A 17,916-nucleotide genomic window follows, 5' to 3' on the forward strand; every position below is an offset into this window, starting at 1 on the left:
AGTTCACGATTTTCTGAGCTGCACATTTTTAAACCAATCTATTTATTATTAGCTAAATCGGGTGTTAATATGGTTGATTTTATGGGCTTAGGGGTAAAGATACTCAAAATATTGCAAAATGAGTGGCGTATTGCTTGTACCCGCTCAGCATTGAGCGCACTAGACGATGAAGCATTAAAAGATATTGGGCTAACGCGGGTCCAAATATGGCAAACGGAGGAAACCCCGTGCGTCAACAAGTGCTCAAAAAGCTATCCTTATAACCATCGTAGGGTGAACCAAGGGTGAGCAACGGCTGTTTTAACTCAAGAAAAGCGGCGCATTGATGCTGATCAGATGCGCTCATGGCAGCAAGATATTTTTAGGATACACATCACTTAGTAGACTACCACAGCACCCAGAGACCTAACAAGCATCAGTTTTTCCCTCTGTACGACCGATTCACATCCGATTTTTAGATATATACTGCGGGAGTGTGCCTTGAGCATAGTGCTTTCAAAGATGCACTCAAGCGGTGGGATGATTTCAACTTAGCGCCGTGCATCGACCTCGGCCTGTCAATTGGCACGGGGCAGTACAGTGTTAGGCACATTGTACTTTTTCGTTAGGTTTTCTATTCAGCGGTTGCTTCGTGCGTTTAATCTCAATCAAACTGGCCGGCTTTAAGTCATTTGTCGATCTAACTTCTTTTTCGGTACCTGGCCAACTGGTTGGTGTGGTTGGTCCAAATGGCTGTGGCAAATCAAATATCATTGATGCCGTGCGCTGGGTGTTAGGTGAGTCGCGCGCCTCGGAATTACGCGGCGAATCGATGCAAGATGTCATTTTTAATGGCTCAACGCATCGCAAACCGGGGAGTCGCGCAAGCGTAGAGCTGGTTTTTGATAATCAAGCCGGCCGCGCCGCCGGCCAGTGGAGCCAATACGCTGAAATCGCGGTTAAGCGTGTGCTTACGCGCGATGGCACATCAAGCTATTACATCAACAACCTGAGTGTGCGCCGCCGCGATATTCAAGATATTTTTCTCGGCACGGGCTTAGGCCCCCGGGCTTATGCCATTATTGGGCAGGGCATGATTGCGCGCATCATCGAGGCCAAGCCCGAGGAGTTGCGAGTTTTTCTTGAAGAGGCCGCGGGTGTTTCAAAATATAAAGAGCGCCGGCGGGAAACGGCCAACCGTTTGCATGACACGCGTGAACACCTGATACGGGTTGAAGATATCCTCCGTGAGCTCAGCACTCAACTCGATAAACTTGAAGCCCAAGCGACTATCGCGCAACGCTACCAGGCGTTAACGACTGACAGCGAAGAAAAGCAACTGCTATTATGGCTATTACGCAAAAATGAAGCACAAGCAGAAAAAGCACAGCAGCAAAGCATACTGACGAGTACTCAGATTGAACTCGAAGAGCAGACCGCCAAGCTGCGTGAAATCGAGGCTCAGCTTGAGATTTTAAGAGCGGCTTACATCACTGCTAGCGACACATTGCAAGCCGAGCAGGGCCTACTGTATGAAATAAATGCGCAAATAAGCCAACTTGAGACGCAAATACGCTTCATTACAGAAACCCGTAACCGGATCCAAACGCAGATTGCAAACCTAAGCGCTCAGCGTGAGCAATGGCGGACCCAAGCGGCCCAAGCCAGCACTGAATTGATTAATGCAGAACAGACCTTAGCCCGCGCCACAGAAAAAAGCGCGCAGGCAGATCATCAAGTTCAGACCCAAAACGATGCATTACCAGCCCTCGAAACGCGCTGGCGCGACGCGCAAGGTGCGTTAACCCGGGTGCGTGCTCAAATCGCCCAGTTTGAACAGGCGTGCACACTTGAAACCGCTCAGCAACAGAATGCGCAACAGCAGTTACAGCAATGGCAACAACGGCGCGAACGGCTGCACAATGAAGTTCGTTCACTGGCCACGCCCGATCTGGCACAGCTTGAAGCATCGCGCATCCAAATCGCTGAACAAGATGACCATCTCCGTCATCAGCAGCACCGTTTAAACGAAGCCCAGCAAGCCACCCGACAAACCGAGCAAGGGCTGCGCTCAGCCCAGCAACAGTGGCAAGCTGAAAGCGCCGCCCTACAGCAACTCGAAGCGCAACTCAACGCCTTAAAGCAACTACAACAAAGCGTACAAGCCAACGATACACTCCAGCCCTGGCTTGAGCAGCACGATTTCGCCGCGGTGCCGCGCTTATGGCAAAAACTCCATATCGAACCAGGCTGGGAAACTGCGCTTGAGGCAGTGTTACGTGAACGCTTGGCCGCCCTTGAAATTGCAGATCTGGCGCAAACGCCTACACTAGTAGCTGGAGCGCCTGCCGCGAAACTCGCCTTTTTTGCGCCGCCGCCAGCGTGCCCGTTAACGCCGGCCACCGGTACCGGTTTACATCCGCTGTTCGCCTTCTTACGCATTAACGACCCCAATTTGCGCACTGTACTAGCGGACTGGCTAGCAGGTGTCTTTATTGCCGAGACTCTGACGCAAGCGCTCGCCGAGCGCACGCAACTGCCGGTTGGCTCAGTCTTTGTTGTGCCAGCGGGTCATCAGATCAGCCGCGTCGGCGTGCAATTCTATGCTGCGGACTCTGAGCAAGCAGGCCTGCTTGCGCGCTCGCAAGAAATTGAAAACTTGGACAAACAAGTGCGTGCGCAAAGCCTACTCACGGAGGACGTCAAAACAGTGGCAACGCGCGCTGAAGCCGCCTGGCGTCAAGCCAATCAAACGCTAACCGAAGCCCGCGCACAGATCGAACAGATCACCCAACACGGCCATGGCTTGCAACTAGCCGCACTGAAACTGACCCAAGCCGAAGAACGTTATACTGCACGCAGCGCACAAATCAATGAGGAGCTAGCGGAAGTCGTGGCGCACATTGAGACGCAACACGAACACCTCGCTCAAGCTGAAGATAACTTTAAACAGGCGCGCCAATCGCTACTGGCGGCCCAGGCAACTCTCAGCGATGATCAACACCGCTTCGGCACCCTTGAGCAAGCGCTGACTCAAGCGCGTCAGCAAGCCCGCGAACATGAGCGTAGTGCGCAAGAAGCACACTACGCAGTGCGCGCTGCAGCCAATCGAATCGATGAGTTAAAACGTCTGATCCAAGCCGCCCATGAGCAAGCTGAGCAGCACCTGAACACGCTACAGCAAACCCAGACTGAACTCGAAACAACCCATAGCCAAATCTTACAGGAAAGCCTTGAGGATGCGCTGAACGCGCGCGTTGCCAAAGAACAAACAGTATTGGCGGCACGCACCGAGCTCGATACGCTTGGCGCGCAACTCCGTACGACCGACGAGGCGCGTTTAACGGCTGAGCGCAGGTTACAGCCGCTACGCGAACAGATCACTGGACTACAACTCAAAACACAAGCCGCACAACTGAATCAAACGCAATTCGATGAACAACTTGCTAGCGCCGGCGCCAACCAAGCTGAACTTGCCGCCAAACTCTCCCCGGAGCTTAAGCCATCTGCTTTGCAAAGTGAGCTTACCCGCTTAAATCAGGCAATCCAGGCACTTGGCCCGGTCAATATGGCGGCGCTTGACGAATGTGCAGCCGCCCGTGAACGTAAGCAATTCTTGGATGCGCAATCCACCGATTTAAATAGCGCGATCGATACGCTTGAAACAGCCATTCGCAAAATCGACCAAGAAACACGTCTGCTATTACAAAACACTTTTGATGAAGTGAACCGTCATTTTGGTGAACTCTTCCCACGCCTTTTTGGCGGCGGGCAAGCAAAACTGTTGATGACTGGCGACGAAATTCTCGATGCTGGCGTACAAGTGATTGCCCAGCCGCCGGGCAAGAAAAACTCAACCATTCATTTACTTTCCGGCGGTGAAAAAGCCCTGACGGCCACCGCTTTGGTGTTTGCATTGTTCCAACTTAACCCAGCACCATTTTGTCTACTGGATGAAGTGGATGCCCCCCTTGATGATGCAAACACCGAGCGTTTTGTCAATTTAGTGCGGGCGATGTCCAGCCACACGCAATTTCTGTTTATCTCACACAACAAAATTGCGATGGAAATGGCGCAACAACTGGTTGGCGTTACTATGCAAGAGCAGGGTGTTTCGCGCATTGTCGCAGTCGATATGGAGGCGGCAGCAAATTTTGTGGCCGCCGCCTGAGGCACGGAGAAAACTAGAGAAAGGGCATGGACGAACTGCAATTCGCTTTAATCAGCGCGGGAATATCGGTTTTACTGAGCGTTATCACTTACAACGCATGGCAACGGATTAAAATTCGGCGTGCTTTGCCACGTTCATTGCCAACTGAACTCAAGCCAAAGGAACAGGTAGAAGAACTATCTGATGAACTCGCATTGCTTAATTCTGCACCAACCAGCCTTCAGCCTCAAGCGGATAGTACACAGTACGACGAAGTAGCCAATGGAACAACCTTAAGCATACCCTCAGCCACCCATCCGCCAGCTGAGCCCACAAACGATCTGCCTCTAACCAACGATCCCAGGCTGGTGAGCATCATCGATCGCCGTATCGATTGCATTGTGCCATTACATCTGAGCGCGCCGATTGCTGCCGAAAAACTCATGCCACTTGCGCAACGACTACGCCGCGCGGGCAACAAACCTATTTTTATCGAAGGCAAACCTAGCGACAACAGCGCCAACTGGCAAAGCTTACAGCCTGGTGGCCGTTATCAAGCTTTGCGTATTGCCGTACAGCTAGCCAATCGTTCCGGCCCATTAAACGAGCTAGAGTTTTCTGAATTCATCACCGGCGCACAAACCCTTGCCGAGGCGCTAGATGCCGAATTAGATTGTCCCGATATGGCTGCAACTGTCGCTATTGCACGCGAACTTGACGCATTTGCCGCCCAATGTGATGTCCAGCTTTCAATCAATGCAACCTCGGACGGCGCTCCTTGGTCAGCCCAATATATACAAGCCATTGCAACCCAGGACGGACTGCTGCTGTCACGCGACGGCATGCGCTTCATCAAACTCGATGCTAAGCAAAATCCAGTATTTGTATTGCAATTTAATAACATTAATTTCCTGCGAGACGACCTAACATATAAAGGAGGTCAAAACATTACACTTTTACTTGATGTACCAGCCGCCGACGAGGAAGTTTTGCCGTTTAGGCTCATGTGTCACTATGCATCATCCCTCTCGCAACGCATTGGCGCACACTTAACTGATGACCGGCAACGCGCTTTGTCAGCAGCTGAATTAGCTGCAATCGAACAGCAATTAATAACTCTCTACGCTAAGCTTGAAAAAGTGGGTATGCCAGCTGGTTCGCCACTGGCACGGCGGCTGTTTATGTAAGCGTTACTTAACTAAATATAGATTAATATTTAAACATTAAAATAATCTAGATTTAAATTTGAATTGTAAGTATTAATTGGCAATTACGCAAATAATTAAAATAAATGCCTTTATTTTATTTAAGGTTATTCTCATATTCAATTCAAGTTCCTTTAAGATACATTTCATTATTTTTTTATTTTGAGGTTTTAATGCAGTACTTTTGCAATTTAAATGCGGTGAATACGCTTGCCCAAATTAATATTAAGCGGAGTAAATTTATTGAATGCATATACACATTGTTACGGAAAACAATTTTTTATGCAGTGGTTATCTTAAGTGTTATTGCCAGTACATTTGGGCATGCTATGAATAGCAACCAGGGTGAATCTAAATCGCCAGGTCAGCGCGCTGAACTTAAAATAACTATTCCTTTGACACGAAGAGGGTCTGATTCTCAGTTACTAGTGCCAAGGGATAAACCTAGATCTAACTCTCGAACTCTATCACCCACTACCCCAGCTAATATTGACTCAAACGAAATTAGTACAGGCAAAATCATGCTTGAGCAAAGTGAGCATTTGAAAAATGTATTAGAAAAAAGGTTATCTTCAGATAAATTAAAATATGATGCCATAGAAAATTCAATAGATTTTAGTCACGAAGATTCTTTTGATTCTAATGTCTCTCTGGTGTTGGGTGGAGAAAGATATGCAAGTTATTCTGATTATTTTTCTCATCTTGACAATATCACAAAAGAAATAGGAGAATATAATAAAGAAATACGAGAAGAGGACAATCACTCAATGCCAGTCTTCTATGATGCTAATCAAGATAATGAATCTGTTACAGAGCTAATCACCCTCACTAAAAATTCTGGTCGCCCTACAATAATTCGTGGGCTCGCAACAGCTGAAAAAGATGAAGATGCGGTTTCATTTGGCTTATTTAATGAAATATTAGATACAAAAATCGAAGCAATACAACGTTTTACAAGTGAGATTTTTACACAAAACTTGAATCAAGTGAATCACTTGAGTTCTAAACTTGATTCATTATTCGAGATAAATGATCCTACCCAAATAGGAAGGGGTATACCTCCGCTTTCCTTGGGCCGGAGTAGCCATGCAGTCGGCCCCGGAGCAACTGCATTTGGTGTGCGTGCGTTAGCCTCAGGTGCTGGTACGACTACATTTGGCAGTGGCTCACAAGCGGCTCGTGATCAGGCTTCATCATTTGGACATGAGGCTATTGCGAAAGGATTCAATTCACTCGCACTGGGTTGGCAGAGTATTAGCGATAGAGCAAATACCGTATCAGTAGGGGGACCAAACAATCTACGTCAAATGACTCATGTCCAGGATGGTGAATATCCGACTGATGCGGTGAATGTTAGGCAACTTGATGAAAAATTAATGGGAGCCGAGGAACGAATGGGAAGTTATAATTATAATAATATTAAAAAATCATATGAAGATTGGCATAATAAATTTAACTCCTTACAAAATGATGTTGAAAAGTTAATTCCTATAGATGATAAATTGACAAAAATAGATAGAAAAATTAAGAAACAAGAACTTGAATCTTTAAATCAAAAAGATAGAGTGGATGCATTAACTTATTTCAAAGATGAGAATCATGATGCGCTATCGAAACTTCGTGGTTATTTGTTAAAAAATAATAATATTATAAATAATAATTTTGATTATAAAACATCAAATAATTCTGAAAAACTTATTAGTAACAGTAAGCGCCAATTGAATCTAAATTATCATAAAAAATTGGATGATACTACTACTAGTATTAGTTTGTTTCCCGAAGAAAAGTCAGGCGTAATTCTTAGAAATATTGCTCCTGGCAAGTTTGACAACGATGCGGCGACAATCAGCCAACTTAATGATCAGTCGCAAAAATTTGATAACCATATTACTAAAAATTATTCTCAAGTCCATGCGGAAATTAATCAATTTTACACAGAGTTGGATAATTTTTCACAAGGTTTAACCTCCGTAGAAGCTGATATAGGAAACGTTAAAAAAAGTATTGAGCAGATTAGCTTGGATCTTACAGGAGCACCTAATCTTCAGTCCTATGTTAACGAGCGTCTTGACAGCTATGTTGACAACTATGTTGACAGCCAAGATTTTGAAGACAGGCTAAGTACTAGCCCAGTATTAAGTCACATGTCAAGATCTAAGCAATCACCTCATCCATCTTCTATTGGAGTGGAGCTTCTTACTAAGTATGCTCGAGATTGTAACTCCTTAGGAGAAAGCAGTAACACCTTATTTTCTTCAACTTCAAATAATCATCGTGCTAACCAAAAAACTCACTTTAGCCCGATTAAAAGATCTATGATTTTCGAAAGAAGAAAAAATAAGAGGGGAATGTACCTTAATGAAGGAAACTCAAGCGATAGTAGTGCAACCACAAACAAGCCAAGCACTTCTATATCTAACCGCCAAAACACAGTATCTAGAAAAACATTCAATCTTTTGGCTAAAGATGTAAAAAATCTATACCATATAGTTGACTCTTTAAGTCAAATAGAACCTCCCCTTCATAAGTTCCTCGAGTCGACCATAAATAGTATGACGCAAGCAACTGAGATAACAGAAATGCTATTACACTCATCTAATCTTACAAGTGATAGCGACAATATTTCCTATTCATTATCCGACAGCGATACAGATACTAACTACACTACAATTTCTGAATCTAGTCCAAGAAATCGGTCAAAGAGAAAAAGCTACAGTTCAAATTTAGTGCCTATTCGTGAAAACAGTAGTGAAGCATTGGCGAGTATATTTCAAACTAACAATGTTGTTGCTGTTAATCAAGCTACTACGGATGCTAAAGAAAATATTGAGACTAACGTAGCAATTGTCGCAAGCGCTACTACAGATGCCCAAGAAAATATTGCGGCTAACGTAGCAACTGTCGCAAGCGCTACTACAGATGCTCAAGAAAATATTGGGGCTAAAGTAGTAACTGTCACAAACGCTACTACAGGTGCTCAAGAAAGTATTGCGACTGACGTAACAACGATCGGAAATGCCGCTACAGGTGCTCAATACAAAATTGCGACTAACGTAGCAACTGTCGCAAGCGCCACTACAGATGCTCAAGAAAATATTGCGGCTAAAGTAGTAACTGTCACAAACGCTACTACAGGTGCTCAAGAAAATATTGCGGCTAAAGTAGCAACTGTTGCAAGCGCTACTACAGATGCTCAAGAAAATATTGAGACTAAAGTAGTAACTGTCGCAAGCGCTACTACAGGTGCTCAAGAAAATATTGCGGCTAAAGTAGTAACTGTCGCAAGCGCCACTACAGATGCTCAAGAAAGTATTGCGACTGACGTAACAACGATCGGAAATGCCACTACAGGTGCTCAATACAAAATTGCGACTAACGTAGCAACTGTCGCAAGCGCCACTACAGTTGCTCAAGAAAGTATTGCGACTGACGTAACAACGATCGGAAATGCCACTACAGGTGCTCAATACAAAATTGCGACTAACGTAGCAACTGTCGCAAGCGCCACTACAGATGCTCAAGAAAATATTGCGTCTAATGTAGTAACTGTCGCAAACGCTACTACAGATGCTCAAGAAAATATTGCGTCTAAAGTAGTAACTGTCGCAAGCGCTACTGCAGATGCTCAAGAAAATATTGCGTCTAACGTAGTAACTGTCACAAGCGCCACTACAAATGCTCAAGAAAATATTGCGGCTAAAGTAGTAACTGTCGCAAGCGCCACTGCAGATGCTCAAGAAAATATTGCGACCAACGTAGCAACTGTTGCAAACGCCACTACAGATGCTCAAGAAAATATTGCGGCTAACGTAGTAACTGTCGCAAACGCTACTACAGGTGCTCAAGAAAATATTGCGGCTAACGTAGTAACTGTCGCAAGCGCTACTACAGATGCTCAAGAAAATATTGCGGCTAACGTAGTAACTGTCGCAAGCGCCACTACAGATGCTCAAGAAAATATTGCGGTTAACGTAGTAACTGTCGCAAACGCTACTGCAGATGCTAAAGAAAATATTGCGGCTAACGTAGCCACTGTTGCAAGCGCTACTGCAGATGCTAAAGAAAATATTGCGACTAACGTAGCCACTGTTGCAAACGCCACTACAGATGCTCAAGAAAATATTGCGGCTAACGTAGTAACTGTCGCAAGCGCCACTACAAATGCTCAAGAAAATATTGCGGCTAATGTAGTAACTGTCGCAAGCGCCACTACAGATGCTCAAGAAAATATTGCGACCAACGTAGCAACTGTTGCAAACGCTACTACAGATGCTCAAGAAAATATTGCGGCTAACGTAGCAACTGTTGCAAACGCTACTACAGGTGCTAAAGAAAATATTGCTAATAAGACAGCTGATTTTATGAGAGCAGCTACAGTAGCTGAGCAAGACATCACTGCGAATAAAGATAAACTCGTAGCTTTAGGAGAAAAACTTGGCAGTTTCGAGCTACGATTTAATACGATTGAGGAAAATATAAGTACCCTCTCTCCTTTTGCAGGAGAGCATAGCAATGCAGTACTTTACGATAATTACAAACGTAATAGCGTTACTCTAGGTGGCGCCGATTCAGAAACTCCTGTCAAAGTCTCTAACGTAGCGCCAGGCGAAATATCAGAAGACAGCACTGATGCAGTCAACGGGGCTCAGCTTTTTGAGAGCATCAATTATTCAATGACTAAATCAGCACAATACACAGACCAACGTTTTTCTGAAATGGGGCAAAACATAAATGACATGCGCCAAAGCATCAACAACGTAGCAAACCACGCCTATTCAGGTGTAGCTGCCGCCATGGCTATGCCCAGCATGGGGCCCGCCCGCCCTGGCCACACCATGGTAAGCGTAGGCGCCGCAAGCTTTAAAGGACGCAAAGCAACCGGCGTTGGCGTGACTTACCGTTCACGCGGTGGCCAAGTGATTATTAATGCTGCTGCTTCAAAAGCAGGCTCAGACACAGGGATGCGCGTACAGGTTGGTTATGAATTTTAAGCTTGGTCCAACTGCCCGCGATCAGCGCTACGAGAGCGGGCTACCCTTTCTAGCTGATCAGCGGTATGAGCAATAGCTGAAAACTTGCACATCAGGGTTGATCCTTTAATTTGGTGCGCATAGTGGGCAACGCCTGCTATGTCGCACCGGTTCAAAGCAGTATCAAGTTGACTCATGTCTTGCGCCATACTCTGTTGAAAACGTATGATCAAGCGGCTCGGATCTTCGATTGAAATCCTAGCTGTTTTATTTCAGAGAGAACTGTGGGCTTATCCGAAGTGCTGTCGACGCTACTCTCAGGGCCGCAATGGCACCCAAAACGTCAACATACAGCACAGCGCTGTCTAATGGTTTACTCAATACGCCGTCCATCCCGCTTGCAAAATATTGTGTTTGATGCGTATTATCAGTAGCCGCGGAAAGAGCGAGGAGGGCAGTACGAAGGTAATTTTGACCCTACTGTTGTTCCATGCGTCTAATCTCACGCGCGATGGTACTCGCTTCATCAAACCGGATGCTAAGCAAAGCTCTGTCTTTGTGTTGCAATTTAACAACATCAATTTCTTGCGAGATGACCTAACATATACAGGGGGTAAAAGCGTTATTTTTTTACTGGATGTACCCTGTTGGCGAAGAAAACTTGCCGTTTAGGTCGATGTATAACTATGCAGAGTTACTCTCGCAACGCGTTAGGTGCCCACTTAACGGATGACCGTCGGAACGCTTTGCCAGCGGCTGCACGGGCCGCAATTGAGTAGCAATTAAGGCTCTCTACACTAAGCTTGAAGAAGCAAGCATACCCGCTGGTTCACTGCTAGCGCGACGGTTATTTATCTAATTCCAATTAAAATATTTAGACATAAAAACCTAATTTTTATTTTGAAAAGATAAAAATTATATATTTAAATATCAATAAATTCCTTCTGCTTTACATTTTTAAGACTATTATTATATATGGCTAAGTTTTACTCATCTAAACTTAAAGTATATTTTTGTTTTTTTTCGTTTTAATTTGAGGTATTTAATGCACTATCGTTGTAAATCATATCATAGCCCCCTGGGAAATCAAAGACAGGCAGAAGAAAATAATTTTTTCTCCTGGTGCCTACATAGATCTATAACTTTTATTATAGTGATCAGTTTAGGATTTATTAATAGTAAATTAGTTTATGCAGCAGAGAACTCCGAATCGGCTGCGGACTCACTGAATTCTGCTACGAGTTCAGAAAGGCCCAGTTCATTTGCAAGTTCCACTGATGCAGGAATTTCACGTAAAGAAAGAGTGGATCTAAAACGAAATTCAAATAGTAAAGAATTATTAGGTAAAATAATATCTGATACAGAAATTTTATGGGCGAAAGATGCAAGGCGAATGAGAGATAGCATATCTTCGATGTCTTCTATTTCTTCTCCGCTAGAAGAATCGGATAGCATTTATATCACATCCTCTGCATCAGGAATCAGCCATAGTCTAATGCAAGATAATAGCTTAATCACAACAAGTGATGCTTTACTTGACGAAAGTAATAATTTGCTCCAACAACTGAAAAGTACTACACAAACATATAAAGAAGAAATAGAAGAGTTAGAGGCTGAAGGTAAACAAGTGCATTATGGTTTACATTCTCTGGTGGATACAGATATAGGAACCGCGATCGGATTTCAGGCTAAAGTACACAAAAACGCAAATAATTCAGTTGCGATTGGCGACTATAGCGAAGCCAACGTAGAAAATGTCGTATCAGTTGGAAACTCAGCGTCTAAACGAAAAATTGTCAATGTGGAACATGGTAGACGGAATAGTGATGCCGCAACGGTAGGGCAAGTAAAAAGTATGGCAGTTTTGTATGATGAAAATTCTGATGACCCTGAATTTGACAAAATCACGCTCTCAAAAAAAACGGATGGAAATAAGCTCGTGAGAATTTCCGACGTAGCACCGGCTAAAAGTGATAACGATGCAGTTAATCAAGGGCAAATCAACGATCTTATTATGCATATTACCCCAGAAGAAGGCTCTCGTATTATGGAAAATACGGGAAATGCTTTGAACTCCCCCCCAATTTATATGGTGCCGGAAATTCCAGAAGCACTGGGAACTCAAAGAATTCCAGCGTCTATGTTAATGGGTGGACGTCAAATTCGTGGTGTAGAAGCTGGCACTGCCGAAAATGATGTAGTCGTGATGGGCCAATTGGAAGACATTTTTAGGGGGGCTGTAAATGTAGGCATTGCAAATCTTATTGAACCATTTTACATCAAAAAATCTAATGAAAATATAATTGACTTTTCAACTAATGATCCTTCGGATTCCAAAAAAATGATGCCATCAATATTAAATGGAATTGCGCCGGGCGACTCTGAGTATTCAGCAGTAAATAAGGGGCAACTAGACCTGCTAGATCAAAAGTTTGAGTCATTACAAAGGCAAAAGTCACTTGTTAAATTTAGCCATGATAGAGAATTGGTTCGTTTTATTTCAGAATATAATAATCCAGTAAGATTAGCTGGAATTGCAGATGGCATAGAAGGCAATGATGCAGTTAACCGTCAACAATTAGATGGTGAAGTCAATAAATTAAATCAATCAATTATGGAAAGTCAACGTTTTATCACAAGCTTGGATAATCATTTATATAAATTATCAAATGATTACCATGATACCCGAGAAAACCTAAAGAAAGAGTTATCAAAAATAATTGAAACAGACACTTATAAATATAGAAAAGATTTGCAAGATTCTATTGCTTTAACAGAAGCAATACGAGAAGACACGGATAAAATAAAAGCAAAACAAGAAGAGTTTCAGGAAAAATTAGAAGGGAAAGTCAGCCAAACACATTTTGATGAAGCTACTGCTATATCTAAAAGATTATCCGCAAGAAGAGAACGTACTGAAAATAATTTATTTGATCAAATTTTTGATTTATCTGGAAAACTTGAAAATTTTGAAAAAAAAGTAGATATTTCTATCGTGAAGTCTAAATCTAAAAACGATTTAAAACCAGAAAAATTAGATGAGTTGTTTTTAACCGTAGAGACGGTAGAAAATCGTTTAGATCAAGCTGAGATTGATATTGATAGGCTTAATAATGTATCTATGGAACTACAAGATTCTATAGATACAATGAATCTTAGAGAAATTCCTAGTGAAGCACAAATTAAGCAAGCCGTTTTAAACGAATTTGATATATTAACAGGTAATAGCCCATTGCTACCTCTTAGTCGGGAGCTATCAGATTCAGAAAGTCAAGCCTCAGATAATGAAAGTCCAAACAATAGGCGCAATAGTAGGTTTTTTACGGCTGATAACAAACAGGCTTTCAGCTCCTATCCTACTTTTTCATCCGTAATGGGCGCATTGCCGGGAAACAGCGAGATTCATACAGACAGTTCTACGAAAGATGATCCACAATCTGAGGATGATTTATCTCCCCCTCCCAAAAGGTCTAGACCTTTAAAGGAGCTTTCTATTGATTCAGATTTAGCAAATTCTATGTTTAGATCTACCGTTTCTGCTGAAATAAGCGCTCAAAGCAATGCTGAAAACAGGAAAATTGAACTGGCCAGAAAAGAAACAGAGGCAGAAGCTAGACAAACGGTCCTTGCTGACACAGACACGGTTGCAGAAGCGAAACAAACTGTCCTTGCTGACACCGATACGGTCTCAGAAGCGAAACAAGCTGTCCTTGCTGACAAAGGCACGGTTGCAGAAGCTAAGCAAACTGTCCTTGCTGACAAAGGCACGGTTGCAGAAGCTAAACAAACTGTCCTTGCTGACACCGATACGGTCGCAGAAGCGAAACAAGCTGTCCTTGCTGACAAAGGCACGGTTGCAGAAGCTAAGCAAACTGTCCTTGCTGACACCGATACGGTTGCAGAAGCTAAACAAACTGTCCTTGCTGACACTGATACGGTTGCAGAAGCTAAACAAGCTGTCCTTGCTGACAAAGGCACGGTTGCAGAAGCTAAACAAGCTGTCCTTGCTGACAAAGGCACGGTTGCAGAAGCTAAACAAGCTGTCCTGGCTGACACCGATACGGTTGCAGAAGCTAAGCAAACTGTCCTTACTGACAAAGACACTGTTTCAGAAGCTAAACAAACTGTCCTTGCTGACACAGACACGGTTGCAGAAGCGAAACAAACTGTCCTTGCTGACACAAACACGGTTGCAGAAGCGAAACAAACGGTCCTTGCTGACACAAACACGGTTGCAGAAGCGAAACAAACGGTCCTTGCTGACACCGATACGGTCGCAGAAGCGAAACAAGCTGTCCTTGCTGACAAAGGCACGGTTGCAGAAGCTAAGCAAACGGTCCTTGCTGACACCGATACGGTTGCAGAAGCGAAACAAACTGTCCTTGCTGACAAAGGCACGGTTGCAGAAGCTAAGCAAACGGTCCTTGCTGACACTGATACGGTTGCAGGAGCTAAGCAAACTGTCCTTATTGACAAAGATGTGGTTGCAGAAGCGAAACAAACTGTCCTTGCTAACAAAGATGTGGTTGCAGAGTCTACGCAAAATATCCTTGCATTTGAGATGCTTACAAAAAATATGGCTGCCTCTGCCTTTCCCTCAGGAAGCCATAGCAATGCAGTACTCTACGATGATGACCAACGTAATAGCGTTACCCTAGGCGGCACCGATTCAAAAACTCCGGTCAAAGTCTCTAACGTAGCTCCTGGCAAAATATCAGAAGACAGCACTGATGCAGTCAACGGGGCTCAGCTTTTCCAGAGCACTATGTATTCAATGAATAAATCAATGCAATACACAGACCACCGCTTTTCTGAAGTTGTGCAAGGCATGAATGACATGCGCCAAAGCATCAACAACGTAGCAAACCACGCCTATTCAGGTGTAGCTGCCGCCATGGCTATGCCCAGTATGGGGCCAACCCGTCCTGGTGGCACCATGGTAAGCATAGGCACCGCAAGTTTTAAAGGACGCAAAGCAACCGGCGTTGGCGTGACTTACCGTTCACGCGGTGGGCAAATGATTATTAATGCGGCTGCTTCAAAAGCGGGCTCAGACACAGGGATGCGTGTACAGGTTGGTTATGAGTTTTAAACTAGCGGGCCCTCCTGCCCGCTGCAAGCCTTGCGTAAATCCCGTAGCGCTTGGTCCAGCTGCTCGCGATCAGTGCTACGAGAGCGGGCTACCCTTTCTAGCTGATCAGCGGTATGAGCAATAGCTGAAAACTTGCACATTAGGGCTGACCCTTTAATCTGGTGCGCATAGTGGGCAACGCTTGCTATGTCGCACCGGTTCAAAGCAGCATCAAGTTGGCTCATGTCTTGCGCTATACTCTGTTGAAAACGTATGATCAAGCGGCTCGGATCTTCGATTGAAGTCCGAGCTGTTTCGTTTAAGGGATTTATTTCAGAGAGAACTGTGGGCTTATCCGAAGTGCTGTCGACGCTACTCTCAGGGCCATGCAATGGCGCCCAAACCGCCAACATGCGTTGCAGCACAGCACTGTCTAATGGTTTACTCAATACGCCGTCCATCCCACTTGCAAAACATTGTGTTTGATGCGTATTATCAGTAGCCGCGGAAAGAGCGAGGAGGGCGGTACGAGGGTAATTTGGGCCCCGCTGTTGTTCCATACGCCTAATCTCACGCGCAATGGCATAACCATCAAGATCAGGCAATGAACAATCCATCAGCACAAGTGGAAATGAATGCTCTTGCCACATTTTCAATCCTTGCGTGCCATTAGCGGCCAGTACGGCACGATAGCCAAGCGCGCTAATTTGCTCGAGTACGATAGATTGGATAGCAATATGGTCTTCAATCAAAAGCACCGTGGGTGCAGTGGAAGTAGGCGCAGAAGCTTGCGCTGACGGACGTTGATCAACCTGTTGTTTTGCCTGTTGTTGTGGGTGATTTGAATTCCATTGCAGCACCTGTATAGGCACCCACACACTGGCTGTTGTGCCTTGCCCTCGTACGCTCTCAATCGTAATGCTGCCGCCCATACGTTTAACGAGCTTATTTGAAATCATCAGCCCTAAGCCAGAACCGCCATAGCGACGGGTGATTGAATGATTGGCTTGCGAGAAAGGGTGAAATAGACGGGTTTGCTGCTGCGGGCAAATTCCAATCCCTGTATCGCGCACCTCTATGATGAGTTCAGCTGTATTTGCAATGAAATCGGATTTATCTATTACGAGCTTCAAAGTAACTGAACCTGTATCTGTAAATTTAACTGCATTGGCCAGCAAATTAACGCAAATTTGCTTTAGCCGCAAAGCATCTATGCAAATCCGCTCGGGCAGGTTTTCGCTCATATCTATAAAAATGGGCAAACGCTTATTTGCAGCAGGTGCAGCAATGACATCGATCGCTTCTTTAGCCAATGTCGCTAGTTGTACCGAAGTTTTTTTAAGCGGCAGCTCACCCTCATTATTTAACGTATCATTAAGTAATAGCAGCAATGATTGGGCCGTTGATTCCGTCACGGCAATCAAGCGCGATTGCCGCCTTGCATCACCAGAAAATCGTTTAAGCATTTCAACTGCACTGATAATCGCACTAATCGGCGTGCGTAATTCATGACTGAAAACAGCGAGCAACAGAGATTTTTCTTTTACTGTTTCGGAAGCTTTTTTATGGGTCTGCCACACGTGCAAAACTAGGCAAATAAAAATGATCGAGCTTATCGCTAGCACCAGGGCTTCATGATATGAGCGATAAAATGAAGTATGGTGGAGCACTGTTTGAGACGCGGATTGCGCCCCGGAAGGCTGAGGCGAGAGATAAATCCAGCGCTGTTCAATCTCATCTTTTTGTGCCGCTGAGAGCATCGCGAGCGATTTATCTAAAATATCTCGCAATAAAGCAAGGTCACCTCGCACCCCCATGCGGCCAATAATCGGTAAATTAGGGACTTTACTTGAATAAAAAAGCACGCCACGGTACTTGGTATTTATTAAATGATGAAAATTCATGCTAAACCCCAACGCTGCATAAGCTTTACCTGTGGCAACAGCAGCCAGAGCAGCCTCTGAAGAGGCAACCTTTAAGATTTTAATGTCGGGATGATATCGACCTAGCCAATGCGTATAAAATGTACTGTTGCTGATTGCCACCACATGACCGGCGAGTTGTTGCAAATCGGCGGTCACCGGCACCTCCCCCTTAGTAATGAAAACGCTTGAGCCGCTGAAATAAGGGCGGGTACAAAGCACATAGCCCAATGCTTCATCCACTTCAGGAAAACCATACGCGATTGGCAATAGATCTACATGACCCGCTCGCAATTCTTTGAGCGATGCCTGCAAGGAGCCGGTGGGTACCAACTGAAATTGCAAACCACTGATTTGTGTAATAGCCTGTAGGTATCCAGCGGTTAAGCCTTGATGCTGGCCGTGCTCGATAAATTCAATCGGTCCCCAACCCGGCGCGACCGCAATCCGCACCACTGGATGTTGATTAAGCCAAGTTCGCTCCTCAGAGGAAAAGCAGATTTTATTCTCGGCGCCATGCGCGTGAATCGAGATCGTGTAAACCCAAACGAATAGCACCGACCACACCCAGTAAAAATGCCCATAACTTAAATAACCTGTGTTCATGAGAAATTTGCCG

General features: G+C 44.7%; 7 protein-coding genes. 5 read left to right on the forward strand and 2 right to left on the reverse strand.

The window, feature by feature from the left end; translation table 11 throughout:
- Positions 1 to 81: 81 nt before the first annotated feature.
- From KMZ15_RS08980 to KMZ15_RS04345, 4 genes are all read left to right on the forward strand, one after another.
- Entirely contained in the window at positions 82 to 288 is a 207-nt protein-coding gene (locus KMZ15_RS08980; RefSeq protein WP_223694697.1) for a DUF1127 domain-containing protein, read from the forward strand.
- Positions 289 to 631: 343 nt separating this feature from the next.
- Complete coding sequence (gene smc, locus KMZ15_RS04335; protein WP_223694554.1) at positions 632 to 4,150, forward strand: chromosome segregation protein SMC; 3,519 nt, start codon at positions 632 to 634, stop codon at positions 4,148 to 4,150.
- Positions 4,151 to 4,176: 26 nt separating this feature from the next.
- Complete coding sequence (locus KMZ15_RS04340; protein WP_223694556.1) at positions 4,177 to 5,316, forward strand: cell division protein ZipA C-terminal FtsZ-binding domain-containing protein; 1,140 nt, start codon at positions 4,177 to 4,179, stop codon at positions 5,314 to 5,316.
- Positions 5,317 to 5,420: 104 nt separating this feature from the next.
- Complete coding sequence (locus KMZ15_RS04345) at positions 5,421 to 10,325, forward strand: YadA-like family protein (protein ID WP_223694558.1); 4,905 nt, start codon at positions 5,421 to 5,423, stop codon at positions 10,323 to 10,325.
- Here the strand turns inward: KMZ15_RS04345 and KMZ15_RS04350 are convergent.
- Positions 10,322 to 10,501 (reverse strand): Hpt domain-containing protein, encoded by a 180-nt coding sequence (locus tag KMZ15_RS04350; protein WP_258134767.1) that lies wholly within the window; start codon positions 10,499 to 10,501, stop codon positions 10,322 to 10,324. The genes KMZ15_RS04345 and KMZ15_RS04350 overlap by 4 nt on opposite strands.
- A 956-nt stretch (positions 10,502 to 11,457) precedes the next feature.
- Between KMZ15_RS04350 and KMZ15_RS04355 the strand changes: the two genes are divergently transcribed.
- A complete protein-coding gene (locus tag KMZ15_RS04355; RefSeq protein WP_308710591.1) occupies positions 11,458 to 15,396 on the forward strand; it encodes a YadA-like family protein in 3,939 nt (1,312 codons plus the stop codon).
- Here KMZ15_RS04355 and KMZ15_RS04360 read toward each other — a convergent pair.
- Positions 15,393 to 17,903 (reverse strand): ATP-binding protein, encoded by a 2,511-nt coding sequence (locus KMZ15_RS04360; RefSeq protein WP_223694562.1) that lies wholly within the window; start codon positions 17,901 to 17,903, stop codon positions 15,393 to 15,395. The genes KMZ15_RS04355 and KMZ15_RS04360 overlap by 4 nt on opposite strands.
- Positions 17,904 to 17,916: the final 13 nt, after the last annotated feature.

The organism is Mycoavidus sp. HKI, from assembly GCF_020023735.2.
GTDB lineage: Bacteria > Pseudomonadota > Gammaproteobacteria > Burkholderiales > Burkholderiaceae > Mycoavidus.

What these genes read in the sequence shown, in the direction of transcription:
- KMZ15_RS04360 (WP_223694562.1), bottom strand. Translation starts at nt 17,903, where the DNA reads ATGAACACAGGTTATTTAAGTTATGGGCATTTTTACTGGGTGTGGTCG.
- KMZ15_RS04340 (WP_223694556.1), top strand. Translation starts at nt 4,177, where the DNA reads ATGGACGAACTGCAATTCGCTTTAATCAGCGCGGGAATATCGGTTTTA.
- KMZ15_RS08980 (WP_223694697.1), top strand. Translation starts at nt 82, where the DNA reads ATGGGCTTAGGGGTAAAGATACTCAAAATATTGCAAAATGAGTGGCGT.
- KMZ15_RS04350 (WP_258134767.1), bottom strand. Translation starts at nt 10,501, where the DNA reads ATGAGTCAACTTGATACTGCTTTGAACCGGTGCGACATAGCAGGCGTT.
- KMZ15_RS04345 (WP_223694558.1), top strand. Translation starts at nt 5,421, where the DNA reads ATGCCTTTATTTTATTTAAGGTTATTCTCATATTCAATTCAAGTTCCT.